We start from the raw sequence: 24,426 nt of genomic DNA, 5'->3' as shown, positions 1-24,426 counted from the left end.
TGCGAGCTCGACAACTGGCGTCAGCCTGCGATTGTCGGACGGAACACCTACAGGCAAGAGAAATCGTCCACCACCTTGGCCACAGTCCCAAGGGCATGTCCGAGCGCGTCAAGACCGATAGAACCGAGTGCCAGTCGAATGGCGTGCGGCACATGCTTCGAGACGGCGTATGGCTGTGCCGTTGACACGGAGATCCGCTCCCGCAGCAACGCCTTCGCCACCGCATCGGCGCGTACATTCTCAGGCAGCGGAAGCCAGACGAAATACGACTCGGGATGTCGGACCGGCTTCAGGTGACTCAGATATTCGGTCACGACGCCTTGGCGCAATGCGGCGTCACGTCGCTTCTCAAGCTCGAGTCGCGCAACCGTTCCGTCTTCGATCCAGCCGCAGGCGATTGCCGTCATCGTTGCTGGCGTAGTCCATGTCGTGGCACGAATCGCCCGCTCCACCTTGCTGATCCACTCCCGCGGGGCGCAAACCGCTCCCACGCGCAGGCCCGTCGCGACGCTTTTGGATAAGCTGGACACGTACACGGTCGCCTCCGGAGCCAGCGCGGCCAGCGGGGGGGGCGAGCGATCCGCCAGGAACGCATATGCTGCATCCTCGATCAGGATCAGTCCGTGTTGCCGCGCGATGGTGACCAGTTCACGCCGGCGTCTGGCGCTCATGACCCATCCCAGCGGGTTGTGCAACGTCGGCATGGTGTACACGGCACGCACTCGCCGTCGACGGCACAACGCTGCCAGGGCGTCGAGGTCCGGACCGCGGGCAGATGAAGGTATCGCAACCAGTTCGAGCCGGCAGGCCTCGGCAGTGAGCTTGAACCCCGGATAGGTCAGGACGTCGACAGCGACCACGTCTCCAGGCTCCAGCAAGGCCATGGCCGTGACGGTCAATCCATGCTGACCTCCACTGACGAGCACAGTGTTGTCTGCGTTTGCCGCCAAGCCTCGTCCGGCCAGATGTCTGGCCATCGTTTCCCGTTCGTGCTCACGGCCACCATGCGGATGGTATTTGAGCAATGCTTCCAGGTTCCCTGATCCTGCAAGCCCACGCAGGGCTGCCCTAAGAAGCTCCCCCTGCCCTGGCATCGAAGGATTGTTGAAGCTCAGGTCGATCGTGTCGTCGCTCCAGGGCTGAAGATCGATGCCGTGGCCACGTGGCAGCACCTCTTTCACGAACGTGCCGCGGCCGGTCTCGCCGCTTACCAGACCCATTGCGTGCAGCTCCGCGTAGACACGCGTAGCGGTGACCAATGCCAGACCCTCCCGGGCTGCAAGTTCACGGTGGGTTGGCAATCGCGTTCCGGGACGCAAACGACCCTCATGGATGTCGGCCGCGAACTGGTCGACCAGTTGCTTGTAGCGGTGTCGGGGCATGTCAGTGGTATCCACGACAATTGTCGGAGCGTATTGATTATTGCGCCTGCATGCCTGCTACACAACACGAACGTACATGGCTCGCATCACGCGAGGATTTGTACTGCATCCATCGCATGTGCAGCCTCAATTTGCCAGTGGGCGAAGCTGGCAATCGTATCCATGACAATCATTTGATTGCATTGGTTCGTCGCACTACGATGGACTCCATCTCGGACGATGCCAAGGTGCTCAGCAGACTTGCTGCACTGTCTAGTCCAGTATCAGACGGAGCCCGGCAGCATGGAACTGAACGCCACCACCATTCTCGTCACGTTCACAGGCGTCTTCCTGATCTGTTTCATGAAGGGCGCTTTCGGTGGAGGATTCGCCATCGTTGGCATTCCACTGTTATCGCTCGTCATGGACCCTGTCACGGCGGGTGGTCTGCTCGCGCCCTTGTTTGTCGCGATGGACCTGTTCAGCCTGCGCTACTGGAAACCATCCACGTGGTCAAAACCCGACCTCATCCTGCTTGTGCCAGGACTCGGGATCGGGATTGCCCTGGGGTACGTGCTGTTTCGGGTATTGGACCACCGGGCGATCGCTATTGTCATGGCGGCGGTTACGCTGATTTTTGTGGGCCTGTGGTTTATCCGCGGTGGCGAGACAATCGTACGGCCACGTTCGTCGTCCAAGGCCGTCGCCGCCGGCGTGACGTCGGGCATCACGACCATGGTGGCGCACTCTGGCGGCCCACCATTGGCGATGTACCTGCTACCGCTCGGACTTGGCAAGCAGGTCTATGCTGGCACCACCAGCATGTTCTTCACCGTCGGCAACTTCCTCAAGGCGGTCCCTTGGCTGGCGTTGGCGCGCCCGGCGGGAACCACATGGACGCTGATGGCGATTTGCCTCCCAGCAGTTCCCGCTGGCGTCTGGCTGGGTTGGCGCCTGCATGGCAGGTTGGACCCGCAGCAGATGTACAGGGCCTGCTACGGCTTGTTGGTGTTGACCGCCATAAAGCTGCTGTGGGATGGCGCATCGGGCTATCTGCACTGACCGTCATTTCCCGGTTGACAAAGTCGCCTGACTGCCAAGTCGGCGTGACGTTTTGGGGAGACCGTCGGCCCTACCTCCTGAATCGGTACGACTCCTCTGCTCAAGCCATTTCATGCTCAGCAGATTCAGGCATCACGTGACCAGGCATCACGCGGATCTGCCGGCTTTGCGCTGCACAACCAGCCGCTCCAACGCGCCGTCACTGACTTCCTTGAACAGTGCGGCGCCCCCATAGGCGCGCGCCGCCAGCATCGCGCCGTAGATCAACGAGACGAGCGTTGCGGCTTCGGCCTGCACTGATGCAGTGAGTTTGACGCGCTTGCCTCTGGCCGCGGAGTCGAGGACTGACTCAAGCCAGGCAGTGAGGCTTCCAAAATGCGCCCTCACCTCGTCCGCCACGTCATCGGGCAACACCGGCAGTTCAGCTCCTAGCATGCCCGCAACACAGAATGGCGCGCTGTCATCGGCGACGCAGCGTTCCCAATGTTGGACGTAGGCCCGCAACTGTGCGACGTCGTCCGCGCCGTTGGCGCGAAGCGCCGCTACGTCCGCATCGAACATGTCCTGCGAATGCTTCACAACGGCAATCGCGAGGTCGGCCTTCGAGGGAAAGTGATGATGAATGCTCGCCTTGCGAATGCCCGTTGCTTCAGCGACATCCGCATAGCTGAATCCGGCGTAGCCGCGACGCATGATCAGTTGCCGCCCGGCTTGCAGGATCCTTGCAGACGTGTGATCTCCGGCCACAGTCATATCTACCTACCATCTAGTTGGTTGATTGAGGGACAGTCTACATCAATCGCTCAGATTCCGTATTGTGAGATTTCTTTGAATTTTTACCATCCTACTAGTAGGATGATTTTGCCCGTAACGCATAGTTTGCCACCCATCCTGCAAATACCCTCTGGAGCAAAAAATGAAATTCTCATCACAACTCGGCCGCTTTGTGGCCGCTGCCGCCTTGTCCATCTCCGCCGTCTTCGCGCATGCGGCAAGCCCGGCGCCGGTCAAGAACATCGTCCTCGTTCACGGCTTCTTCGCCGATGGTTCCGGCTGGCAAGCCGTGGCGAAGATCCTGACGCGCGATGGTTATAAAGTCTCCGTTGTACAGCAACCAGAGACCTCGTTCGAAGATGACGTGAAGGCGACCAACCGCGTGATCGATGCGCAGGATGGCCCATCCATTCTCGTAGGCCACAGCTATGGCGGTGCGGTGATTACCGAGGCGGGCAACCATGACAAAGTTGCGGGGTTGGTCTACGTCGCGGCGTTCCAGCCGGATACCGGCGAAAGCCCCATGGACCTGACAAAGAAGATGCCGCCTGCAACCAAAGCGATCAAGGCGACTGAGGATGGATACCTCTATTTCGATCAAGCCATGTTCCACGCCGACTTTGCTGCCGACGTACCTGCCCCCCAAGCCAGTTTCATGGCGATCTCGCAGGTAATGCCCGCTGCAAAGGCGTTTGGCGTTCCCATCTCAAAGGCGGCGTGGAGGACGAAGCCTAGCTGGGCTGTCGTTGCAACAGCTGACCGCGCTATCAACCCGGACCTGGAACGCTTCATGACCAAGCGGGCCGACAGCAAGACCATCGAGATTCGCTCCAGTCACGTCGCCTACATCTCGCATCCTGCGGAAGTCGCAAAACTGATTGAGCAGGCTGCAACGCAATCAGCCAAGTCTAAGTAATCGATTTTCCGCCACTCCCGCGCAATCGCCGGATGTGGCCTGTCTCAGCAAATCACGCCGTGGGCCCCACTCTCATGAGTGGGGCCTGCCCCGATTGCCCGGCACCGCAGAATCTGGCCAATTCGGGGCCGATGGGCAGGGGGCGGCCGAAAATTGCACGAACCCAATCTAGGTTACATGCTCGCCAGGCGTGTTTTTTGCGGTGCAGCATTGATGGGGATCTGTAGGGCGGTGGTGCAGGCCTGAAGTGGCAGAGTTGGAATCAGAGCCAGTGCCCAGAAAACTCCGCAACGGTCAGACCCGGCGCCCATCGCCCGAGTCCGCCGATCAGAGAGAGCCGCGGTCCTGACGTGGGCGGACGGCAGAGACCGGCCATGGTGAGACTCTCGTCCGATGCGCTGTCGAGACATTCACATGGCAACTCCACTTTGCAAGCGGTCGTTCGATCGTCGAGAAACGCCGTCCCGTCATCGGCCGACTGGACCATGCAGAGTGACGGACGACCTAACACCTACCATTTGCGCTAGGGCGCTCTCGCGAATGGGAGGTTTTCCCGAATGCAAGTGGATAGTCTAAACAAGTGCTCAGTGATGAGCGGCCTTCTGGGGCGACCGGCCGCCTCGTTTCTCCATTCGTCCTTCCCGCAACCTGCTTCCGATCAAGCATCGCGTGCAGCTCTCGCTAGCCATTCTTCTGAGCGATTGCGTAACTCGCTAGCCCTGTCAAAGCGGATGATATGACAGCACCATATCTACGCGGGTAATGAAATTCGCCGGCTCAATGAATGTTGCTAAGCTTTCTTGGAGGCTTATGATCCGCTCCCCCGCTACCATGTCCGTGTCGCGATCAGCACATCTGCGGATGCAGTGAATGGCCCAGTCAGCAAGTTGTTGATCTTGCCAAAGTTTTTGTGGGCGTCGACCGGAAACCCGCATGAGTACTGGGGGCTGCCACCCCGATAGACTGCAGCGAACGAAGGGATATTGATCGCCAATACACTAACATGGTGTTGATCGATTTGATCCTCCCGATAATGCGGCCGTCGGGATAGGCCAAGTTTTCAGGCGCAATGGTGAGCGGCATGGATGCCAATGTTGAGTCCGAGGTGGTGTACGAGGGCAACGATCGGCTGCTTCTCGGCATCATCATGGGCGTCGTGGCCTTCTGGCTGTTCGCCCAGACCACTCTCAATATTGCGCCGGACATGAGTCGCGACATCGGCTTGGATCCGAGCGTGATGAACGTCGCGGTGGCTATCACCTCGCTGTTCTCGGGCATCTTTATCGTGGTGATGGGCGGCTTGGCCGACCGTGTAGGCCGCCTGAAGGTCACTCGGATCGGTTTCTACCTAAGCATCGCCGGTTCGCTGCTGGTCGCAATAACGCCACAGGGCCCGTTGGCTGCACCAGTCATCTTATCGGGTCGGGCGCTGCAAGGTCTGTCGGCCGCGTGCATCATGCCGGCCAGTCTGGCATTGGTGAAAGCCTATTGGGATGGTGCTGGACGCCAGCGGGCCATCAGCATGTGGTCGATCGGTTCCTGGGGTGGTTCGGGCCTGTGCTCACTCTTCGGTGGCCTGATGTCGCAGAACTTTGGTTGGCGCTCGATCTTCTGGGCGGCCATCGTAGTTAGCGTACTCGGCCTGTGGATGATGCGCGGCACGCTGGAGAGCAAGGTAAGAACCACGGGCGGCTACAAGTTCGACGCGTCTGGCGTGTTGGCTTTCATGGTCGCCATGGTGGCATTGCAGGTGCTGGTGACGCAGGGCAACAAGCTGGGTTGGACCAGTGCGACGGGCCTGGGGCTACTGGCTGCAACGGTGGTGTTCGGCTTGCTGTTTTTCCACATCGAAAGCAATGTGTCCAATGCGTTCTTCGACTTCAGCCTGTTCAAGAACGCGACCTACACCGGTGCGACGATTTCCAACTTCCTCGTCAATGGAGCAGCAGGCACGCTAATTGTGTCGCTGCAACTGGTGCAACTCGGCGGAAACATGGACCCCCAGCAGGCCGGCTTCCTGACGCTGGGCTACGCGATTGCCATCATCGCGTTCATCCGCGTGGGCGAGAAACTGCTGCAACGCTTCGGCCCGCGCAAGCCGATGGTCTGGGGCTGCCTGATCACGGGCTTGGGCATCCTGCTGGTGTCGCCTGCCAACCTGCTGCTGTCGGACTACAAGCTCCTCGCGATCGTCGGCTACACACTGTTCGGCGTCGGTCTGGCGTTCTATGCGACGCCCTCGACCGACGCGGCGCTCTCGAATCTGCCGGCTGCCCAAGTCGGGTCTGGTTCGGGCATCTACAAGATGGCCTCCTCGCTCGGCGCCGCCTTCGGCGTGGCGATTTCCGCCGCCATATTCACCGCGCTCAGTGCTAACAGCGAAAGCGTGAACTGGCTCGACGGCGTGATCACCTTCGCCGGCCGCCAGGACAACCTGGCCGTGCGCGAAGCCGCCATCGTTGCGCTGGGCTTCAACGTCCTGATGGTGGCGATGGCCACGGTCTCGATCGTGCTCACGGTGCCCAAGGGGATGAAGGTGCAAACCTGAACCTCCTGTTCAACTTCACTTCGAAACTTCTGGAGCCATCATGAATCCCCTCACTGAAGTCCTCGACCGCGCCGGTCCCGCCCTGGTGGCCGAACTCGAGGCGTTCTACAAGGACATCCACCAGCACCCGGAGTTGTCGATGCAGGAAGTTCGCACCGCGAAGATCGTCGCCGATGCCATGGAAGGTCTGGGCTACGAGGTGACGCGCAACGTCGGCGTGACTGGCGTGGTCTGCGTGATGAAGAATGGCACAGGCCCGACCGTGATGCTACGCGCCGACATGGATGCGCTACCAATGGCAGAGGACACCGGACTGCCGTATGCCAGCACTGTGACCGCGCGCGACGATGAAGGCGTAGAGGTCGGCGTCGCGCATTCATGCGGCCATGACATGCACGTAACCTGGATGATCGGAGCCGCGCGTATCCTGTCTGCAAATCGCACCGCCTGGACAGGCACACTGATGATCGTGTTCCAGCCCGGTGAGGAAACGGCCGAGGGCGCATCCTCTATGGTGGGCGAATGGGGCGAAGGCCGCTTTCCGAAGCCCGACATCATCCTCGGGCAGCACGTGATGGTCGGCGCTGCCGGCACCGTTAGCTACCGTCCCGGCATTACGCTGTCTGCCGGAGATAGCCTGAAGATCAAGCTGTTCGGGCGCGGTTCGCACGGCTCTCAACCGCAAACCTCGATCGATCCGGTCATCATGGCAGCAGCGACCACGTTGCGCCTGCAGACCATTGTCTCTAGGGAAATCGCGCCGACCGAACCGGCGGTGCTCACAATCGGCTCGTTGCAGGCCGGTACCAAGGAGAACATCATCCCCGACGACGCCACCATCAAGCTGAACATGCGCACCTTCAGTGAGGACACGCGCGAATACATGCTTAATTCGATCCGCCGCATCTGTTGCGCCGAGTGTGATGCCTCCGGTGCCGAGCGTCCGCCCGAGTTCACCACGATCAACAGCTACCCGTTGACCGAGAACGATCTGGCCGCCACGCAAAAGGTGGCGCAGGCCTTCGACCACCAGTTTGGCGAGAAGGCGTCGCAGGCACCCGGTCCGGCATCGGCCAGCGAAGACTTCAGCATCTTCGGTCGCACTTGGGGCGTGCCCTATGTATTCTGGTTCGTCGGTGGTACCAACCCGGAGGTGTACGCGAAGGCCAAACAGGAGAGGACCATCAACAAAATCCCTAGCAACCACTCACCGAAGTTCGCGCCGCAGATCCATCCGACGCTCGAGACCGGCTTGGAGGCCATGCTGACGGCCGCCAGCGCGTGGTTGTGTCCCAGTGTATGAACGTCCACGAATTGGCCCTTGCCGGCCTGAATGACCACCGTCTGTTCACGTTTCTCGATCTGGCCGGCACATTTGCCTTTGCCTTCAGCGGCGCGGTCGCGGCCAGAGACCGCGGCCTCGACTGGTTCGGTGTCATCGTCATTGCCTTTGCGGTCGCTTGCGGCGGAGGCGTGCTGCGCGACCTGTGCATCGGCGCCGTGCCGCCCGCAGGATTAACCGATTGGCGCTATCTCTCCGTCGCAATGGCAGCGTCATGGGTGGTGCTCGCTGCGCGCGCGCTGGTCGTGCGCCTTGCACACCCGGTGACCTTGTTCGATTCTCTGGGACTGGGATTGTTTGCAGTGACCGGCGCGCAGAAGGCGTTGATTTTTGGCCATAACGCCGAGGTGGCAGTGATTCTCGGCGTAGTTACCGCCGTGGGTGGTGGCGTGGCGCGTGACGTGCTACTCAATCGGGTGCCGATGATTCTTCGACGCGAGGTCTATGCGTCAGCGGCTCTGGCGGGTGCCGTCATCGAGGTGTCCGGCGAGCGCCTGGGATGGGTGTCCAGTGGGCGGACCTGGGCCGCCTTGATGGCGTGTTTCGCGCTGCGTTACCTCTCCCTGCGCTACAACTGGAATCTGCCGCATTCTCGCGGGCATGATGGCAGTGGGAGCGGATCAGACAAGTGATAAGCGTACGTCGTCGTTGGCAAGCAACAACCATGGGACGGCACCGCCGATGACGGCGAACTTGCCCCGATAGCTGCCAAGAATTTGGCCCATCTCCACCAAGACCGCCTTGACGGCCTGCGTGGTGCGATCATCGTAGTCGGTCGCAGATTGCGGTTCAGTAGGTGTCATTGGGCTAGATCGAGTAGTTCGCGGCGAAGGTGCTCGGCGGCCTCCTCGCCCCGCTCCCCGGAGAGGGAGAGATCCAGGTAGGTCTGGACTGGGCTCGTACAGATCGCGCCGGGCGCCACCTCGATGGCATCGACAAACAGCCCTTCGTCTTTCGGAAGCCAGACCACCACATTTTCGCCTTTCGAGGCGGGAGCCAGGCGCAGGGCTGCCTGAAGCTGTTCCAGTCCGAGGCGGTCAGCATAGAAGTATTGTGTGCCGGTCCGTCCATAGGGCGCCAGCCAGTTCGCTGCGGAAAACGAGGCAAAGACCGCGCGCGCCGATTTTCCCTGCAAACTCAGTGCACTCCGTGCAGCGTCCTCGAAGGCTTTACCGTGCAGCGGCGTGTAGAAGCGCCGGCTTTCTCCGGCCGGGGCCGCGTAGGCGGCCTTCCACGCGTCGAGCAACGCCTCCGGTGCCGATAGCTGGAGACCCCGCTCACCAACGCGTGCCCATTCGCGGTCGAGCAGGCCTGTTCGTACATTACTGATATGGCCCAGGCTCACGCCGGTCGCATCGGCCAGTTCCGTCACACGCCAGGCCCGCGTGGGCTCGCGCAACATGGCGCGCAGCACCAAGGCCGACTTTGGCTTGAACAGGGATTTGAGTTCGCGTTGTTCTACGGCCGGCTTATCAGGCATTTCACGCTCAATGAATACCCCGCCGAACGCGATCCGGGCATTACCCGACAGATCGAGGTAGCCCACCCCGCTGTCGCGGCACATATGCCGGACGGCGGGGGACAGATAGGGCGCAATCAGGATGGGTACGGCATCGTAAGCGCCTTTCCCGACGTAGTCCCGCAGCTCCAGGAGCGCCATACGCGCGTAGCGTGGCTGCCCATTCGACTTGATTGCACACACCAACTGATAGGCTTGACCCGCGCAGCGGACGTGCGCCGTCAGGTCCAGGGCATTTTCGGACGCGGGAGTCGCATGAACGGCCCCAATCTCGATGATCGGAACTTGTTCCAAGAGCGCACGCAGCGCGGACCATGCCCGCCCGTCATCGCCATTCACTGGAATTAGACTTTTCAACATGCGTTGAAAGTAGCATATTCAATGAATATCTACCAAACAAATTTTCACAAAAATTACGCCTTTCAACACCCGCTAAAAGCCATATTTTGAGTGAAATGATGGTGGCCTGCGTGCGGCCTCCCACAGAAGTCCGATGGCGGTGCTCGCACAATGGAATATCCCAACCCGCCCAGGGAGTTCCGCCGTGCACGCTGCCACCGTCCGGCGCCAACTCGAGGCGCTGGGCCTCCCCTGTCGTGCCGCGATCGACGAAGCTGGGGTCAATGGCATTGTCGTGCTGACCGACTGGCTGCACGTCACCGTCTTCCCGGACGGCTGGATGCGTCTCGCGCAGCGCCGCGCGGATGGTGTCTTCCGGTTTGCCCCGGCCACCTGCTCGATCGAGGTGCTGGCGTGGCAGATCCGGGTGGCGTTGCGGCAGCCGCCAGCGGCGTAGCCCCTCACCGAAATGTGACTTGCCCATTTTTTGGCAGCGCCCCGCCAACCGCCTCCCACAAGGGACCGCGCCGCTTGTCCGCACCGTTGTCCCCACCGAGCGCCGACGGCGCCGCCAGCATCGCGCACTTCCACGTGGCGCTCCACGCGGGGCGCCTGATCGGCTGCGCTGCGACCGAGCCGCAGCACGCCCCGGACATCCTGCTGCGCGCCGTGGCGGTCACCCCAGACTGGCGCGACTTGGACGTCGCCACCCGTCTGGTCGCCGCCCTGCTGATCCGGGCACGTGGCGCCGACACGCGCGCCGCCTACCTGCTGTCGTCCTCGGCCCCCGCCTACTTCGCACTCTGGGGCTTCTCGCTGTTTCCGGTGGAACAGGTACCCGCCGTGGTGCGTGCCTCATCCACCTTTCAGCGGTGCTCGCGGGAGGGCGCCCTTTGCATGCGCTACGCGCTGCGATAGGCCCCCCCCTCCCCCGCACCGTGCCGGCAAGCGGCATCGGTTGAGAATCGACCACGCCGATACGGGGAGTGTCAGTGTAGCCGGGGCCACAAGTCTAGGATGGCCTTGAACGCGACCGGCACGGCCCTGTGGCCGGCCAGCGAGACCACGGACTCATCCTGCGGATACCGCATCAGCCCGCTTGAGCGGAGCATGCCAAGCACCGGAGCGGAGTGACAGCCGCTCGCCGCCAAATCCGCAAAGATCCCGACCTCGATTTGGTGCAGTAGCCGCCAAGTCAGACGGCCGACGGTCCGGTGGCGCTGGATGATAGGCGGCAAGCCTTCGCGGATGGCCGCTTCGGCAGCGAACAAAGCCTGCATGAGATCTCCTCGGCTGAACGCTGTGAATTTATACAGTACTTGCACGCGCCCCGTCTAACTCCCACCGCGATCATCCATGCGCCCTCAGGCACGCCCGCCAAGCGCGCCGCCGCTTCGCCTCACGGGGTCGTCGTGTTGCACGGCGGCGTTGCCGGTGAGGCCCTCCGCGTCTCGCGGCGCGCCCTTCCCCCCTGTTGGCGCGCCCATTTTGCCTCGGACTCGCTGACTTGGGCCGTGGGGACACCGGCCAGATCCACGCGCGCGACGCCTGCCTGCAGGCTCGCCCAGTAGCGTTGCCCCTGGCACCAGGCGCCGAGCGCCGCGCGCAGTACCGGCTCGGTCAGACCGAGTGCCGGCGCGTGCGCCTGCAGGTCGGCGAGGATGCCAACCTTCAGCGCCACCTTGGGTGCCGGGTGACGCGGAAACGCCAACGGAAAGCGCTTCTGCAGGCGGCCGATGGCCGCGCCCAGCGCTGGATCGGGTGTCGTAGCCCCCCTTGGCGCGACACCCCGAATGGCCTTGGCGTGCCCATCGGCCGATCCGAGCGTCTGCGCGGCGGCCGCAGCATGGCACGCGTCTTCGGCCCGTTCAGTGGATGGCGCCCCGGACGGGCGGGCGGTCGAAGCAATCGGGGAGGCCGCCGCGCGGCTGGCCAGCTGCGCCTTCAGCGCGGCGAGTTGTTCAAAGCCCATCGCTTGATGCTTGGTTAGCTGCGGCGTTAAGACGCGTAACGGAGAAAATCATGGCACGAACCGTAAGTGGTCGTCGTTCCCGGGGTGATCGTACTTTCCCTGCGAAAAATGGCGCTGACAGAGCGCACACCCGCCTGCAGCAAAGCATTTCGGCGCAATGGATCTCGTGCGCTCTGTGTCCTTATAAGCCATTGATAGACATGGATTTTTTAGGGAAAATCGCCAGAAAATGCACCGAAAGTGTCAACGCCAATCGAAACTTGCACAGTTGGGGCGGCCGAAAATTGCACGAACCGAATCTAGGTTACATGCTCGCCAGGCGTATTTTTTGCGGTGCAGCGTTGATGGGGATCTGTAGGGCGGTGGTGCTGACCTGAAGTGGCAGAGTTGGAATCAGAGCCAGTGCCCAGAAAACTCCGCAACGGTCAGACCCGGCGCCCATCGCCCGAGTCCGCCGATCAGACAGCCGCGGTCCTGGCGTGGGCGGACGGCAGCGACCGGCCAGAAGCTGTCACCCGCTATTGTTTCCTTGAACGGCTGCTTAGCATCCAGTCAGAGACCTACAGGGCCCAACGTAAAGTGTTCGTCTGAAACGGGCTGGGAGCAGATGCTAGACGACCAGACATGAGTACTGTCCTCGCTTAGACTCGCCTGCAAACCGCCGTGACCGGTGAAACAGGTGATTGCTTACTGAGCGGAGACATTCAAGTAGCGTCTGAGCCAAGCACTAGCATCGCGCGAAAATCGTTGACGTTGGTCAACGTTGGGCCGGTGATCACGGAATCGCCCAACGCGCCGAAAAATCCGTGGCCGTCGTTGTTCTCGAGTGCGGCAATCGGGTGGATGCCGGCGGCCAGCGCACGGGTCAGCGTGTCCGGCGCAAGCAGCGCGCCGGCGATCTCCTCGAGGCCATCGACACCGTCCGTATCGCCCGCGATCGCATGGACGCCGGGCTCCCCGGCGAGTGCGATGCCGAGCGAGAGCAGGAACTCGACATTGCGCCCGCCCCGGCCATTGCCGCGCACCGTCACCGAAGTCTCGCCGCTCGACAGCAGCACGCAGGGCGTGGGGAACGGCTGCTCGAAGCGCTTCACCTGACGCGCAATGCCGGCCATGACCGTGCCGACCTCCCGCGCTTCGCCCTCTATGGCGTTGCCGATGATCCAGGGCGTGATGCCAGCCTCTCGTGCCACACGTGCCGCCGCCTCCAGCGCGATCTGAGGCGTGGCGATCATCCTCACCTCGTTACCTGCCAGACGCGCATCGTCGGGAAACACCGATTCCGCGCGGCCGCTGGCCAGTTGCTCGCGTACCGCATCAGGAACCGCGATGCCATAGCGGTCGATGATCTCCAGCGCGTCCGCGCAGGTGCTTGGATCGCCGACAGTGGGGCCCGAGGCAATGTCGCATGGATCGTCACCAGGCACATCCGACATGACCAGCGTAATGACGCGTGCCGGATGACATGCCGCCGCCAGTCGTCCTCCTTTGATGGCGGAAAGATGACGTCGCACACAGTTCATCTCGCTGATGGTCGCGCCGCTGGCGAGCAACGCGCGATTGATCGCTTGCTTGTCTTCCAGCGTGAGACCGGCGATCGGCAGCGGCAGTAAGGACGAGCCGCCGCCCGAGATCAGGCACAGCACGGTATCGTCGGCACCCAGGCCACTCACGAGATCGAGCATGCGCCGGGCCGCATTGAAACCTGCGGCGTTCGGCACAGGGTGCGATGCCTCGGCGATCTCTATGTGCTCGCACGGCACCGCATATCCGTCGCGCGTCACCACCAGGCCACTCAGCGGTCCTGGCCAGTGTGCCTCCACCGCGCGGGCCATCGACGCCGAGGCCTTTCCGGCGCCGATGACCACCAGCCGCCTGGCGCCAATGCCTGCCAGATGTGGCGGCACGCAGCGGGCAGGCTGCGCGGCTTCGATCGCGGCGGCAAACATCCACTGCAGCAGGTCTTGCGGGTCCATATCTGAAAACTCCGTTGGCGCGTCAGGTACGTGCTGCGGCAGTGGCCTGACGCGTCTGCGTCAGCGCACCCGGCTTCACAAGCGTCCAGAGCAGAGCCATGCCGATCAGATCGCCGCAGGCGAGTGCAACAAAGAACGGCGAGTAGCCGATCACGGTGACCAGTGCGCCAATCGTCAGCGTGAAGCAGAGATTGCCGAGCCCGGCAACAAAACTGGCCATGCCGGTAACGGTGGCCACCTGGCGGCGTGGGAACAGGTCGGCGGAAAGCGAGATCACGCTGATCGACAGCGTCTGGTGCGCGAAGCCGCCCAGGCACAGCAGGAAAATCGCCGTGGCCGGATTCTCGACGTATCCGACGCCAGCCATGCCGACCATCAGCAGCGCGCCCAGAGTGAACGTGATGCGCTTGCCATTGACAAATGGTGTGCCGAACCGCTTGTGCAGCCAGGCCGAGACCGTGCCGCCCATCATGCAGCCAAGATCCGCCGCAACGAACGGCAGCCATGCGGTCAGGGCGATGGTCTTCAGGTCGAAGCCGCGCGCCTGATACAGGTAAAGCGGCATCCAGTAGTTCAGCGTGCCCCATACCGGATCGGCAAAGAAGCGGGGCAAAGCGATGCCCCAGAAGTTGCGCCGCTTCAGGATGCTCCTGATCGGCGTGCGTTCGTGCTTCTCGGGCTCGGGCTGCGCATCCTGCCCGTCGGCGATATAGGTGGCCTCTTCCTTCGTCAGCGCCTTGTGGCGGTCCGGATGCTGATAGAACAGCAGCCACAGCACGGCCCAGCCCAGGCTCAGGCCACCGGCGATCAGAAAGGCGGCCTCCCAGCTGAAACGGAAGATCGACCACGCGATCAGCGGCGGCGCGACGATTGCACCAAGCGACGCGCCCAGGTTGAACACGCCGGCGGCAAAGCCACGCTCGCGCGCCGGGAACCAGTACGCCGTGGCGCGCATGCCCGCGGGAATGAACGCGGATTCGGCCAGGCCCAACAGGCCGCGCAACACCAGCAGCCCGATCCAGCCGCTCACGAAGCCGTGGGCCATGCAGATCAGCGACCATGCCACGCCACATACCAGGAAGCCGACGCGAAGGCCGATGCGGTCCATCAGGTAGCCGGTCAGCGGTGCGCCGATCGGGTACATGAGCAGGAACGCGCCCGTGATCCAGCCATAGTGATGCGTATCGATCTGCAGCGCCTGCATGACGGTCGGCGCCGCCACACTCAACGAACTGCGCGCCAGGTAGTTCATGACCGTGCCCAGCGTGAGCAGGCCGATCATCCACCACCTGAGTCCTTTGATCTTCAGTTGCATGTCCTTCTTCCTACCCTGCAAACAGCGCCGCCGTCGTCGGCCGGGCCTGGAACCGGGCCGCCAACGGGGCGAATTGCGCTTCCAGATGCGCCGCAATACAGTACAGGTCCGCCGCCTCGGCCGGCCGCCAGAGACCGGAGTAACCCTTCACCTGTGCGGCAGCACGTCTAGCGTCGAACTTGACGGTGCTGCGCACGAACTCCTCATGCTCACGCTCGCCGCGTGCGTATGGTGCCAGCCATTGCAGCGCCATCGGCAGACGGCTGGCGATCTCCGGCGCGCCATACCAGTCGTCGCCATGCGCCCTGCTCATCGACGCCGCCATCAGCAGCGGCTCCAGCGTATAGACAACATAGTGCATGGCATCGCGCTGCGCGAAATCATAGGTGCTGCCGTCGTCGCGCACATTGCTGGCAACATGGGCCACGAACGCGCGCCGTGCTGCGGCGATCAATGCAGGCTTTCCGCTCAGGTATGCCCCCGCCGTTGCCAGCTTCACACGATGACTGTTCCAGTTGTTCAGCAGTGTGGAATCGTCGCCGACGCGACGGCTGGAATCGAGATAAGCCTGCGCCAGATCCGCCGCAAAGGGCTGCACCAGCGCGGCGACAGACGGACGCAAACGGTCGCGTACCAGGTCGAGTCCGAACAGGAAGCGGGTCAGGTCGGCCTCGTCGACCGGATTGGCGGACGACCGATAGGCCGGCAGCCACGCCTCGATGTATGCGGCAGCCTTGTCGCCATAGGCAGCGACACCGCTCACGCGGAACGCCAGCGCCTGCGCCAGCGTCTGCCGCCAGTCCTCCTGCGACAGCAGGCTGGCGTCGCGGTCGCCTTCATGCGGCAGCAACCCCTGGGTGTGCACCACCGCACGCACGTTCGGGCCGCGCGCGAGATGCGCATCGGCATCGGCGAGCAGTTGGCGAGCGACGTCGGCCGGCACCCGGGATGCCAGCGACACCGCGCGCTCGAGCGGCGTCAACGCGAACGTCGCGGCAGACGATGCCGCTTCGGAGGCGCGCATGCCCACCAGCATCAAGGCGGGCGCCGCGGCGATTCCGCGCAGCATGCGGCGGCGCCGATCGGAAAAGTGACCGCCGATCACAGCACCCCCGCGTACTCTGGTTCCGGCAATCCGCACACGCCCGGGCGAAGTGCGAAGACGTGGCCGTCGTGCTCGCTGGCATCGACGGGCGGACGGATCGACGTGACAAACAGCGTGGCCAGGTCGGGTCCGCCAAACGCGCACATGGCAGGCTTCTTCGCGGGCACCGGAATGCTGCGGTCGAGCTTGCCTTCCGGCGTGAAGCGCAGCAACAGGCCGGCATCGTTGGCACAGATCCAGTAGCAACCTTCGGCATCGACGGCCGCGCCGTCGGGACGGCCCGCATGCTCGTGCAAATCGGCAAACACACGGCGGTTGCGTGGCACGCCAGTATCGATGTCGTAGTCAAACGCCCAGATCAGACGGCGCGACGGATGCGAGTCGGACAGGTACATGGTGCCGCCATCGGGAGACCACGCCAGACCGTTCTGCACGATCAGCCGATCGACCACCGGCCGCGACAGCACGCCATCGGCATCGTAGCGATAGAGCGCACCAGCCGGATTCGCGGCGGCCATGTCCTGCACCATCGTTCCCGCCCAGAAACGTCCCTGCCGATCGCAGCGTCCATCGTTGAAGCGCATGTTCGTCGCCGCGAACTCTGGTGCGACGAGCTTGCGCACCGATGCCGGCGCCGACAGGTTCACTGCGAACAGGCCAGTCTCCATGCCCGCGAGCACGGCGCCATTGCGGTCGAAGGCGATGCATGCGACCTTCTCCGGCAGCAGCCATTCCGTGCGCGCGCCTGACTCGGCGTGCAGGCGCACGATCCTCTGCGCCGGAATATCGACCCAGTACAGCGCGCCTTCCGCCGCGCGCCAGATCGGACTTTCACCGACGGCGTCGGGCGCCTGGTTCGGAGCGCCTACGCGCTCCACGTTGCAAGACGTCGACATGATCAGGCGTCCGGCTCCATCGGTCCGGCCAGCACAAACGGGCCACCCTGGAAGCGCTGGGTCGGATCATTGAGATCACGGGTCGGCGCGGAAACGGGGAACAGGTGCTCGAAGTCGATCGAACTATCCTCGGGCCTGAAGCCGAGGAACGCCGCCTTGGTATTGTCGACCCACTTGACGCGATTGTCCGACACGCCATAGACGATGGCGTGCCCGACGCGGTTAGTGGTTCTGTCGCACTAAGCCGCCGTTAGAATAGTCAGATCTCAAAAGCAGCAGGGTTGATCGGCCATGAATCCGGAAGTGGCGAAGGTCTTGAAGCGTTTGCACTTCCCGTTGGACGTGATGCTGACCTGCGTGCGATGGTACGTGGCCTACCCGCTGAGCCTGCGCCATCTCGAGCAGATGATGGCCGAGCGCGGCATCTCGGTTGACCACTCGACCGTGCACCGCTGGGCGCTCAAGCTACTGCCGGCACTGAACAAGATTTTCCGCCAGCGCAAGCGGCCGGTGGGCCAAAGCTGGCGCATGGACGAGACCTACATCCTGGTGCGCGGCCAGTGGAAGTACCTGTACCGGGCGGTCGACAAGGCGGGCCATACCATCGATTTTCTGCTGCGCGCCCAGCGCGACAAGGCTGCAGCGCGGCGTTTCTTCGAGAAGGCCATCGCCCAGCACGGCCAGCCTGAAACGGTCACCATCGACGGCAGTCCGACTAACCTGGCAGCCCTGCACGACATCAACGCAGAGCGGGAAGCGCCCATCGGCGTTCGGCAAGTCAAATACCTGAACAACATCGTCGAGCAGGACCATCGGGCCATCAAGCGCCTGACTCGGCCGATGCTGGGGTTCAAGGACTTTCGCTGTGCGCGTATCCTGCTGGGCGGCATCGAATTGATGCATATGCTTGCCAAGGGGCAGATGCAACGCCTTGAAGGGAGCAGTCCCTCCGCAGCAGAGCAATTCTATTCCCTGGCAGCATAAGCCTCAGCGCCTCAGCTGCTCTTCACGTCCTCCCTCGCTTACTGCGACAGAACCCGGTTGAGACACCAACGAGTAGCACGCCGCCGCCCAATGACCGCTATCGGGCAACGCCCCATTTGCGCGCTACTGGCCTGTCTCGGCCCGCCGCCTATCCAGGCAAAGACTTTCTGACGCGGAAGGCGGCTACCGACCCATCTCGGACGATGGCGAGGTGGAATTTGAATGTCCGCGTCAGCTACATGAGCGGTCGTTCGTTCATGGGACACACGCATGTAGCTTGCCGAAGCCAGACATCGGCAATTGCGATGAGGTTAGCGAGTTGACAAAGTGCTGCGGCGGGTGCCATCTGGCGCCAGCGAAACCGATACCACAGCACCTGGATTGCCTTCGACATGGCCGCCGAAGACTCTGTTCATGCTGACCGGAGACACAGTCAAGGCGATTTGGGCTCACAACGGGGCTGGGGCAAAGGTCTGCAGGTGGAAGCCGAAGGGACGGCAAAAAAAAAGCCGCGGGCCAGAGGAGGTCGCGGCAGAACGAACATTGACTCAACGTGCAGCATTCATTGGGAAGGATGGCATTTGCCCGTGACGTGCGCATCATCCAAATAGACTACTTGGGCCATGATCATGCGACCGGTTTCGCCATCGAGCGAGGCGGTGGGTTCATCCAGGATCAGGATGTCGGGCTGGCTGACGATGGCCCGTGCGATGGCGACACGCTGCTGCTCGCCACCGCTGAGCTTGACCGGCGGCAGTTGTGCCCGGTTTTCCAGCCCGACGATCCGGAGATACTTCCGCGCCTCCGCCTGCGCCTCATGCCAGTCATACCGGCGCAGGACCAGCGGAATGGCAACGTTCTCCAGTGTCGTCAGGCGCGGAAACAGGTGATAGTCCTGGAACACGAACCCGATCTTGGCCAGCCGAAAGGCAGCCAGTTCGTCGTCATCGAGGTGCCAGACATCGACGCCGTCGATGATCACGCGCCCATCGTCGGGGCGCAGGATGCCTGAAATGACGCTCAGGAGCGTGGTCTTGCCGCTTCCGGACGGTCCGACGATAAACAGCATCTCACCAAAATACGCATCAAAACTGACATTGCGCAGCGCATGGGTGCGGGCCTCGCCCTCGCCAAACCATTTTTCGATGCCATGTGCGGAGATCGCAACGTCCGACATGATCACCCCCGGAAGATGTCGAACGGGTCGATGCGCAACACCTTGCGCACACCGATATAGCCGGAGAACCCGGCAATCACGATCACCATGGCCAGCGCCAGCCCCAGGTTGTAGAAGGTGATCACCGCGGCGTAGTCGGGGATCTTCAGCCGCGCCAGCGCAATCAGGATCGCGCACAGGCCGATGCCCAGTCCGTATCCCGTCAACGCCACGAATGTCGCCTGGAACAGGATCATCGTCACCAGCTCGTGCCCCTTGGCACCGATCGCCTTGAGCGCACCGAACTTGTCCAGGTTCTCCACGATGAACGTGTAGAAGGTCTGCCCGGAGATCGACAGGCCGACAATGAAGCTGATGACGGTCATCAGCAGGATGTTGGTACCCAGTCCCGCCTGGTACTTGTAGAAGTCCGAAATCCGTGCGACGAACTGCTCCTTCGTCAGCGCCAGGTAGCCGAGTCGGTTCACCGCGCGCTGGATGCGCACGGTGTCCGCCGGGGATTTCGGTTCCACCAAGATGTACGAGATCGTGTAGCGAGTGGTCGGCAGGTACTGGATTGCACGCTGGTAGGTCGTGTAAAGCGTCGGGATGCCAAACAGCCCGCTGGTCGACACCTCGGCAATGCCGACAATCACGCCACGATGGTCGTTGATCTCGAAATCCGTGCCGACGCCGGGATTCTCCAGCTTCGAATACTCGGCGTCTTTGACGACCAGAAAGGCGTTTTCGGCAAACAGGTCCTCGATGCTGCCCCGAATGACGCTGGGCCGGCCGAACAGGCTGGTGTCATCGATGCCGATCACGGTGACGGGCTGATAGGTACCGCTCCGGAGCCGCACGAGCGCCCCGCCCGAGTACAGCGGCACCGCAAAACGCACGCCGTCGATGCTGCGTACGGCGTCGAGCACGTAGTCCGGCATGCCGATCGTATTGGCAACCGTGTTGACAGCCGGGTCCATGATCCAGATGCTGGCGCCGATGTTGAACACCGTTGACGACGAGCGGTTCAGTACGCCCGCGAACAGCGAAGTCATCTCGATCATCAGGAACACCGAGAACGTAAGGCCCACCAGCAAACCGCTGAACTTGGCGCGATCGTTGACCAGGAGCTTGTAGGCCAGCAGCAGGATGCCCGCGATACCTGTGAGCGTTCGGGATTCACCGGCGGCCGCATGCGGGGGATTGGAGTCTTCGGACGACACGTTCCACCTTCAATGGGGGTTCAGGCAGGCAATCACCTGCTCGTCCTCGACCTGCGGAAACGTCCGGTAGAACTCGCCAACTGCCCTGAAATGCCTCGGCAATTCGAGGCACACCACCTCATCCGCGTATTGGTCCAGGCGCCGCAGTGTCTCCGGTGGCGCCACCGGCACCGCGCACACCAGGCGCGAGGGCCTCTGTTCACGGATCGCGTGCAAGGCGGCAATCATCGACGCGCCCGTCGCCAGGCCGTCGTCCACCACGATGACCAGCCGTCCTGCAGCACTGACCGGCTCGCGGCCCGGCGTATACTTGGCCCGGCGACGGCGCAGCAATTCCAGTTGGGCGGTGCGCTCGCAGTCCAGGTACAGACTGTCCGCACCGGCCATATCCGCATGCAGGGCGAGGTACGTCCATCCGCTTTCATCCACTGCGCCGACGGCGAACTCGGGGTTGCCAGGCGCGCCAAGCTTGCGCACCAGCACGACGTCAAGATCGCCACCGAGGGCGCGGGCAATGATGACGCCCATCGGCACCGCGCCGCGCGGTATGGCCAGCACAAGCGGATGCTTGCCCGCATAGTGTTTGAGCGCGCTGGCCAGTTGCCTGGCAGCGTCGGCCCTGTCGGTAAATGGCATGACGCTCCCTTGTTCCGGTACGTTGCCCGGCATTAGCCCGAATGGCCAACGCTCTGGGCCAGGGCAACCCGCTGGTCCGCATCGAGCCGCATTGCCACGGCCAGCGCCCGGCGGTCCAGCAGTCCCCGCGCGACCGTGACCAGGCCAAACGCGGCGCGAAACAGATAGACGTTCTGGCTGATGAAACCCGTATCCAGCGCCGTATAGAACTGCCGCAATGGCTTGTCCGTCTCGTCAAGCTTCGATAGCCGGCTCACATAGACGATGTTCAAGGGCGCGCCCGCGACAAAGTCCTGCAACCCTGTGGCTGCACGCAGGTCTTCTCCGACCACCAGCCTGAGCCGCCAGTCAGCCGGCTCCAGTACATAGAGCCCGTCCGGCATGGCGAGGTAAAGTTCGATTTCCTGCCAGTTGCGGGCCGATGGCGCGGTGCGATGACCGGTATCGGGCCGGTTGACGCCGAATGCGGCCCACAGCAGGGTGGACAGCGTCACGGTATCCAGGGGCGTCGGCGCGAAGGTCCTGGCGGAGCGCCTCTGATGCAACGCTCCCAGCAGCGACATTCCGCCGTCGGTCATGGGGGCAGGCAGCTTCAGATACTCCACGCCGGAATCCGAGGAAACGATTGGATGTGTCACGGCGGTCTCCAGTCAGAGTGGCTCAGCAGGGGGCACGCCGGGTCAAACGCGAAGCGGCGACTGCGCATGGCCGGTGCGCTCCCGCTCCTGTTCATTGCGGACCAGTGTGGCAAGCATCCCCCAGTCCGCTGCCATCGCACCAAGAATGTCGTCCATCGATATCACGCCGGCCACCGCGTCCCCGTCGAGCACGCCCAGCCGACGCAAGCCATGCGACAGCATCAACTGCATGGCGTCATGTACGGTCGCCTGTCGTGCGATGGTAACCAGCCCCGGTGTCATCACGTCCGCGATGGCCGTCCGGCCAGGATCGGTGACGGCCGCGGTGGCCTGGAGCACGATGTCCCGATCCGTCAGCATACCGACCACGCGCTCGCCCGCAGGCGCAGGCTCCGTCACAATCAGCGCGCCCACATGCTTGTCCCGCATCTGCACCGCTGCCTCCTGCATTGTGCAGGAAAGAGGGATATGCACCGCCTCCCGGGAAAACACTTCATCGACCTTCATCTCGATCTCCTTTAAGTAGGACGCGAGCCCATCCGGGACGCCCAACCGATGTCGGGCGAAACGCTCGGAGTGATGGTCTTCAGCTTGGCACTCACCTAGGCCCCCAGGTTGTTCTGTATCAAGGCAACGATGCATCGGGAGAGCGGGCAGGCATGGCCTCCCGGAACCCCACGCGACCGTCAGGGAAGACTGACAGAGCGGCCTCCAGCCCTGACGAGACTCTCAGCGCCGCCTGCTTTCGCAAGGACTGGGCGACCACGATACTGAACCCATGACGCTATGCACCGAAACTACCAGCCTTACCGTGTATCTGATTGAACGAACGCCGGCTGTCCGGACGCGGCAGCTGCAGATGCTGAAGACCCTTGACGGCCTGTGCGTGACGGGCGCGGGGACCGATGCGGAAGCCGATGTGCCTCAACTCATGGCACTGCGCCCGGATGTCGTGCTGATCGGCCTGAACGCTTTGGAAGGCGATTCCCTGATGCGGATTCGCTCGCTGGCTGGGGCATTGCCGGAAAGCACGCTGATCGTGCTCGCCAACGAAGGGACGCCACAGATGCGTCGCGCGTGTCTGCTGGCGGGAGGCAAGTACTGCTTTGACAAGACTCTCGAGGTTGTGGAACTGCGCGCCCTGCTGCTGACGATGGCGGATGCGGTTCTGCAAAGACGGGAGCTGTAACCGGCGGGGCAAGCGCGCTTCAGACGTGCGAACCCGCAGTACGCCAGCCGGCCGCTGGCAAGGAGACAATGATGTTCGAAGCTGGTCTATCCACATCGGCTGCACTGACGGTCGATGACGCCCCCCTGACTCAGACGGCGCATTCGCGCCCTATCCCGGGCAAGCCGGCGGCGGCCACCGCCCAATGCTCCACCTGCATGCTGCGGCACCTTTGCATGGCATCCAACCTGGATCAGACAGATGTCGAGCGCTTGGGCGCGGCCGTGCGCAACTGGCGCAAGGTGAAGCAGGGCCAATTGCTCTACAGCACCGGAGACCTGTTCCAGAACATCTATGCCTTGCGCTCAGGTTCGTTCAAGACCGTCGTGGCACATCAGAGCGGGCGGGAGTATGTATCTGGCTTCTTCCTGCCCGGCGAAACCCTTGGCCTGGACGGCATTGCCACGGAATCGCATACCTGCGATGCGATCGCCCTCGAGGACAGCACCGTGTGCGTGATTCCGTTCCACCTCCTGGAGGCGCTTTGCCGGGAGATCAAGTCCCTGCAGCAGCACGTTCACCGGATCATGAGTGCTGAGATCGTTCGGGAGACTGGACAGATGGTGCTGCTCGGCAACCTGACCGCCGAGCAGCGCGTTGCCTCCTTCCTCCTCAACGTGTCGGACCGGCTCGGGCGCCGCGGGTACTCGCCGCTGGACTTCAGTTTGCGCATGACCAGGGAGGACATTGGCAGCCACCTGGGCATCACACTGGAAACGGTCAGCCGCACCTTGTCCCGCCTCCAGCAGGAAGGCCTCATCCGCGTCAATGGCAAGCAGATCACCCTGTTGGACCGGGAGGCACTTGACGCGCGCTGAGCCCGATCATTGCCTCGTCACCATCAAAAAGACATCAAGAGGACGTCAACCATGCATCAACATGTTCTTGTTGCCATCGACGATAGCCCGTGCGCGCGCCGCGCCCTGAGTGAAGCGATCAGCCTGGCCAGCGCGTGTCACGCGGAACTCGAGATCCTGCACGTCATCGATTACAGCTTCCTGCAATATGACTTCGGCTATGGCGACTTCGGGGACTTTCGGCCACAGCTCATTGCGGGTGGCGAGTCCATTCTTCAGGAAGGCGCCGAAGCGGCCGGGGCTGTCGGATTGCAGCATCATGAAACCCTGATCGACGATCTCGCGACCATGGGAAACGTGGCCGATCGGGTCAACGAGTACGCGCGTGATTGCGGTGCGGATATCGTCGTCATCGGCACGCATGGCCGGCATGGGCTGAAGCGCATGCTGCTGGGCAGCGTTGCGGAAAGCCTGGCACGCGATTGCCCGGTACCCGTCGTACTGGTGCGCGATAGTGCCGCTGCAGTCCCGGCGGCACAATCTGCGTATTTCGGGGCGCGTGATCAGCGATTTCGGGGGAACGTGATCACCTGTTTCGGCGGGAAGCTGATCGCTGGTTTCGGCGGAACGTGATCACTT

At 62.7% G+C, this 24,426-nt stretch carries 27 protein-coding genes and 1 pseudogene; 12 read left to right on the top strand and 16 right to left on the bottom strand.

All coding sequences use genetic code 11. The annotated features are described in order from the left end of the window. Positions 1–47 precede the first annotated feature (47 nt). Positions 48–1,382: a PLP-dependent aminotransferase family protein gene (locus RN01_RS30790; protein WP_017513087.1), complete on the bottom strand. Its 1,335-nt coding sequence runs from the start codon at positions 1,380–1,382 to the stop codon at positions 48–50. 282 nt (positions 1,383–1,664) lie between these two features. On the opposite strand from RN01_RS30790, the gene RN01_RS30785 reads away from it, so the two are divergent. Then, a complete protein-coding gene (locus tag RN01_RS30785; protein WP_017513088.1) occupies positions 1,665–2,423 on the top strand; it encodes a sulfite exporter TauE/SafE family protein in 759 nt (252 codons plus the stop codon). A 147-nt stretch (positions 2,424–2,570) separates the two neighbouring features. On the opposite strand, the gene RN01_RS30780 is transcribed toward RN01_RS30785, so the two are convergent. After that, the gene (locus RN01_RS30780) at positions 2,571–3,176 is read right to left on the bottom strand and encodes a TetR/AcrR family transcriptional regulator (protein ID WP_024570074.1); all 606 of its coding nucleotides are present in this window, start codon (positions 3,174–3,176) and stop codon (positions 2,571–2,573) included. A gap of 163 nt (positions 3,177–3,339) precedes the next feature. On the opposite strand from RN01_RS30780, the gene RN01_RS30775 reads away from it, so the two are divergent. From RN01_RS30775 to RN01_RS30760, 4 genes are all read left to right on the top strand, one after another. Further along, positions 3,340–4,113, top strand: coding sequence for an alpha/beta fold hydrolase (locus tag RN01_RS30775; RefSeq protein WP_017512357.1), 774 nt, complete (start codon positions 3,340–3,342; stop codon positions 4,111–4,113). A gap of 1,081 nt (positions 4,114–5,194) precedes the next feature. Beyond that, positions 5,195–6,661: an MFS transporter gene (locus RN01_RS30770; protein ID WP_024570073.1), complete on the top strand. Its 1,467-nt coding sequence runs from the start codon at positions 5,195–5,197 to the stop codon at positions 6,659–6,661. Positions 6,662–6,701: 40 nt separating this feature from the next. After that, positions 6,702–7,964, top strand: a complete 1,263-nt coding sequence (locus RN01_RS30765; protein ID WP_017512359.1) for a M20 family metallopeptidase — start codon at positions 6,702–6,704, stop codon at positions 7,962–7,964. Continuing rightward, positions 7,961–8,635, top strand: a complete 675-nt coding sequence (locus RN01_RS30760) for a trimeric intracellular cation channel family protein (RefSeq protein ID WP_017512360.1) — start codon at positions 7,961–7,963, stop codon at positions 8,633–8,635. Before RN01_RS30765 ends, RN01_RS30760 begins: the two co-directional genes overlap by 4 nt. Here RN01_RS30760 and RN01_RS30755 read toward each other — a convergent pair. Together RN01_RS30755 and RN01_RS30750 are read right to left on the bottom strand one after the other, a co-directional pair. Then, positions 8,624–8,806 carry a hypothetical protein gene (locus tag RN01_RS30755; protein WP_017512361.1) on the bottom strand — a complete coding sequence of 61 codons (183 nt, stop codon included), beginning with the start codon at positions 8,804–8,806 and terminating at the stop codon, positions 8,624–8,626. The genes RN01_RS30760 and RN01_RS30755 overlap by 12 nt on opposite strands. Next, on the bottom strand, positions 8,803–9,882 hold the full coding sequence (locus tag RN01_RS30750; RefSeq protein ID WP_024570071.1) for a type IV toxin-antitoxin system AbiEi family antitoxin: 1,080 nt from the start codon (positions 9,880–9,882) through the stop codon (positions 8,803–8,805). Before RN01_RS30750 ends, RN01_RS30755 begins: the two co-directional genes overlap by 4 nt. A 184-nt stretch (positions 9,883–10,066) precedes the next feature. Between RN01_RS30750 and RN01_RS34805 the strand changes: the two genes are divergently transcribed. Both RN01_RS34805 and RN01_RS34800 read left to right on the top strand, forming a co-directional pair. Next, complete coding sequence (locus RN01_RS34805) at positions 10,067–10,318, top strand: hypothetical protein (RefSeq protein WP_017512363.1); 252 nt, start codon at positions 10,067–10,069, stop codon at positions 10,316–10,318. A 74-nt stretch (positions 10,319–10,392) separates the two neighbouring features. Further along, positions 10,393–10,779 carry a GNAT family N-acetyltransferase gene (locus tag RN01_RS34800; RefSeq protein ID WP_017512364.1) on the top strand — a complete coding sequence of 129 codons (387 nt, stop codon included), beginning with the start codon at positions 10,393–10,395 and terminating at the stop codon, positions 10,777–10,779. A gap of 71 nt (positions 10,780–10,850) precedes the next feature. Here RN01_RS34800 and RN01_RS30735 read toward each other — a convergent pair whose 3' ends face one another. Together RN01_RS30735 and RN01_RS30730 are read right to left on the bottom strand one after the other, a co-directional pair. Beyond that, positions 10,851–11,141, bottom strand: coding sequence for a hypothetical protein (locus tag RN01_RS30735; protein WP_017512365.1), 291 nt, complete (start codon positions 11,139–11,141; stop codon positions 10,851–10,853). A gap of 119 nt (positions 11,142–11,260) precedes the next feature. After that, the gene (locus RN01_RS30730; protein WP_029700283.1) at positions 11,261–11,833 is read right to left on the bottom strand and encodes a ProQ/FinO family protein; all 573 of its coding nucleotides are present in this window, start codon (positions 11,831–11,833) and stop codon (positions 11,261–11,263) included. Between the two features lie 50 nt (positions 11,834–11,883). Here RN01_RS30730 and RN01_RS34185 point away from each other — a divergent pair, with 50 nt between their 5' ends. Beyond that, complete coding sequence (locus RN01_RS34185; RefSeq protein WP_128646555.1) at positions 11,884–12,210, top strand: hypothetical protein; 327 nt, start codon at positions 11,884–11,886, stop codon at positions 12,208–12,210. A gap of 327 nt (positions 12,211–12,537) precedes the next feature. Here RN01_RS34185 and RN01_RS30725 read toward each other — a convergent pair whose 3' ends face one another. The 5 genes and pseudogenes from RN01_RS30725 to RN01_RS30705 all read right to left on the bottom strand — a co-directional run. Further along, positions 12,538–13,809, bottom strand: coding sequence for a glycerate kinase (locus tag RN01_RS30725; protein WP_017512367.1), 1,272 nt, complete (start codon positions 13,807–13,809; stop codon positions 12,538–12,540). A 22-nt stretch (positions 13,810–13,831) separates the two neighbouring features. Further along, positions 13,832–15,124, bottom strand: coding sequence for an MFS transporter (locus tag RN01_RS30720; protein ID WP_024570070.1), 1,293 nt, complete (start codon positions 15,122–15,124; stop codon positions 13,832–13,834). 10 nt (positions 15,125–15,134) lie between these two features. Beyond that, complete coding sequence (locus tag RN01_RS30715; protein ID WP_128646681.1) at positions 15,135–16,193, bottom strand: alginate lyase family protein; 1,059 nt, start codon at positions 16,191–16,193, stop codon at positions 15,135–15,137. Positions 16,194–16,225: 32 nt separating this feature from the next. Next, on the bottom strand, positions 16,226–17,125 hold the full coding sequence (locus RN01_RS30710) for an SMP-30/gluconolactonase/LRE family protein (RefSeq protein ID WP_017515199.1): 900 nt from the start codon (positions 17,123–17,125) through the stop codon (positions 16,226–16,228). Positions 17,126–17,127: 2 nt separating this feature from the next. Next, positions 17,128–17,364: pseudogene (locus RN01_RS30705) on the bottom strand (NAD(P)-dependent oxidoreductase); the annotation flags it as partial. A 52-nt stretch (positions 17,365–17,416) separates the two neighbouring features. Here RN01_RS30705 and RN01_RS30700 point away from each other — a divergent pair. Beyond that, positions 17,417–18,109 (top strand): IS6 family transposase, encoded by a 693-nt coding sequence (locus RN01_RS30700; RefSeq protein WP_017515197.1) that lies wholly within the window; start codon positions 17,417–17,419, stop codon positions 18,107–18,109. A gap of 562 nt (positions 18,110–18,671) precedes the next feature. Here the strand turns inward: RN01_RS30700 and RN01_RS30695 are convergent. The 5 genes from RN01_RS30695 to RN01_RS30675 all read right to left on the bottom strand — a co-directional run bounded on the left by RN01_RS30695 (position 18,672) and on the right by RN01_RS30675 (position 22,269). Then, entirely contained in the window at positions 18,672–19,286 is a 615-nt protein-coding gene (locus RN01_RS30695; RefSeq protein ID WP_024570068.1) for an ABC transporter ATP-binding protein, read from the bottom strand. A gap of 2 nt (positions 19,287–19,288) precedes the next feature. Beyond that, positions 19,289–20,425 (bottom strand): FtsX-like permease family protein, encoded by a 1,137-nt coding sequence (locus tag RN01_RS30690; RefSeq protein ID WP_024570067.1) that lies wholly within the window; start codon positions 20,423–20,425, stop codon positions 19,289–19,291. A gap of 72 nt (positions 20,426–20,497) precedes the next feature. Continuing rightward, positions 20,498–21,124, bottom strand: coding sequence for a phosphoribosyltransferase (locus tag RN01_RS30685; protein ID WP_017514566.1), 627 nt, complete (start codon positions 21,122–21,124; stop codon positions 20,498–20,500). A 32-nt stretch (positions 21,125–21,156) separates the two neighbouring features. Beyond that, positions 21,157–21,762, bottom strand: coding sequence for a nitroreductase family protein (locus tag RN01_RS30680; RefSeq protein WP_017514565.1), 606 nt, complete (start codon positions 21,760–21,762; stop codon positions 21,157–21,159). A gap of 42 nt (positions 21,763–21,804) precedes the next feature. Then, the gene (locus RN01_RS30675) at positions 21,805–22,269 is read right to left on the bottom strand and encodes a cyclic nucleotide-binding/CBS domain-containing protein (RefSeq protein WP_017514564.1); all 465 of its coding nucleotides are present in this window, start codon (positions 22,267–22,269) and stop codon (positions 21,805–21,807) included. A 352-nt stretch (positions 22,270–22,621) separates the two neighbouring features. Between RN01_RS30675 and RN01_RS30670 the strand changes: the two genes are divergently transcribed. The 3 genes from RN01_RS30670 (at position 22,622) to RN01_RS30660 (ending at position 24,420) form a co-directional block, all read left to right on the top strand. Continuing rightward, complete coding sequence (locus RN01_RS30670) at positions 22,622–22,951, top strand: hypothetical protein (RefSeq protein WP_223277393.1); 330 nt, start codon at positions 22,622–22,624, stop codon at positions 22,949–22,951. A gap of 71 nt (positions 22,952–23,022) precedes the next feature. Next, entirely contained in the window at positions 23,023–23,808 is a 786-nt protein-coding gene (locus RN01_RS30665; protein ID WP_017514562.1) for a helix-turn-helix domain-containing protein, read from the top strand. A 9-nt stretch (positions 23,809–23,817) separates the two neighbouring features. Next, entirely contained in the window at positions 23,818–24,420 is a 603-nt protein-coding gene (locus tag RN01_RS30660) for a universal stress protein (protein ID WP_223277394.1), read from the top strand. Positions 24,421–24,426: the final 6 nt, after the last annotated feature.

It is taken from the genome of Cupriavidus sp. SHE (assembly GCF_000812445.1).
In the GTDB taxonomy this organism is placed as follows: Bacteria; Pseudomonadota; Gammaproteobacteria; order Burkholderiales; family Burkholderiaceae; genus Cupriavidus; species Cupriavidus metallidurans.
The sequence above is the reverse complement of the archived record's forward strand: the minus strand, read 5'-3'. Positions and strand labels throughout refer to the sequence as shown.

Coding starts and splice junctions, on each gene's coding strand:
- RN01_RS30685 (WP_017514566.1), bottom strand. CDS start 21,124: ATGCCATTTACCGACAGGGCCGACGCTGCCAGGCAACTGGCCAGCGCG.
- RN01_RS30785 (WP_017513088.1), top strand. CDS start 1,665: ATGGAACTGAACGCCACCACCATTCTCGTCACGTTCACAGGCGTCTTC.
- RN01_RS30760 (WP_017512360.1), top strand. CDS start 7,961: ATGAACGTCCACGAATTGGCCCTTGCCGGCCTGAATGACCACCGTCTG.
- RN01_RS30780 (WP_024570074.1), bottom strand. CDS start 3,176: ATGACTGTGGCCGGAGATCACACGTCTGCAAGGATCCTGCAAGCCGGG.
- RN01_RS30765 (WP_017512359.1), top strand. CDS start 6,702: ATGAATCCCCTCACTGAAGTCCTCGACCGCGCCGGTCCCGCCCTGGTG.
- RN01_RS30725 (WP_017512367.1), bottom strand. CDS start 13,809: ATGGACCCGCAAGACCTGCTGCAGTGGATGTTTGCCGCCGCGATCGAA.
- RN01_RS30715 (WP_128646681.1), bottom strand. CDS start 16,193: ATGCTGCGCGGAATCGCCGCGGCGCCCGCCTTGATGCTGGTGGGCATG.
- RN01_RS34185 (WP_128646555.1), top strand. CDS start 11,884: ATGGCACGAACCGTAAGTGGTCGTCGTTCCCGGGGTGATCGTACTTTC.
- RN01_RS30730 (WP_029700283.1), bottom strand. CDS start 11,833: ATGGGCTTTGAACAACTCGCCGCGCTGAAGGCGCAGCTGGCCAGCCGC.
- RN01_RS30735 (WP_017512365.1), bottom strand. CDS start 11,141: ATGCAGGCTTTGTTCGCTGCCGAAGCGGCCATCCGCGAAGGCTTGCCG.
- RN01_RS30720 (WP_024570070.1), bottom strand. CDS start 15,124: ATGCAACTGAAGATCAAAGGACTCAGGTGGTGGATGATCGGCCTGCTC.
- RN01_RS30675 (WP_017514564.1), bottom strand. CDS start 22,269: ATGAAGGTCGATGAAGTGTTTTCCCGGGAGGCGGTGCATATCCCTCTT.
- RN01_RS30770 (WP_024570073.1), top strand. CDS start 5,195: ATGGATGCCAATGTTGAGTCCGAGGTGGTGTACGAGGGCAACGATCGG.
- RN01_RS30700 (WP_017515197.1), top strand. CDS start 17,417: ATGAATCCGGAAGTGGCGAAGGTCTTGAAGCGTTTGCACTTCCCGTTG.
- RN01_RS30790 (WP_017513087.1), bottom strand. CDS start 1,382: ATGCCCCGACACCGCTACAAGCAACTGGTCGACCAGTTCGCGGCCGAC.
- RN01_RS30755 (WP_017512361.1), bottom strand. CDS start 8,806: ATGACACCTACTGAACCGCAATCTGCGACCGACTACGATGATCGCACC.
- RN01_RS30750 (WP_024570071.1), bottom strand. CDS start 9,882: ATGTTGAAAAGTCTAATTCCAGTGAATGGCGATGACGGGCGGGCATGG.
- RN01_RS30775 (WP_017512357.1), top strand. CDS start 3,340: ATGAAATTCTCATCACAACTCGGCCGCTTTGTGGCCGCTGCCGCCTTG.
- RN01_RS30665 (WP_017514562.1), top strand. CDS start 23,023: ATGTTCGAAGCTGGTCTATCCACATCGGCTGCACTGACGGTCGATGAC.
- RN01_RS30695 (WP_024570068.1), bottom strand. CDS start 19,286: ATGTCGGACGTTGCGATCTCCGCACATGGCATCGAAAAATGGTTTGGC.
- RN01_RS30710 (WP_017515199.1), bottom strand. CDS start 17,125: ATGTCGACGTCTTGCAACGTGGAGCGCGTAGGCGCTCCGAACCAGGCG.
- RN01_RS30670 (WP_223277393.1), top strand. CDS start 22,622: ATGCTGAAGACCCTTGACGGCCTGTGCGTGACGGGCGCGGGGACCGAT.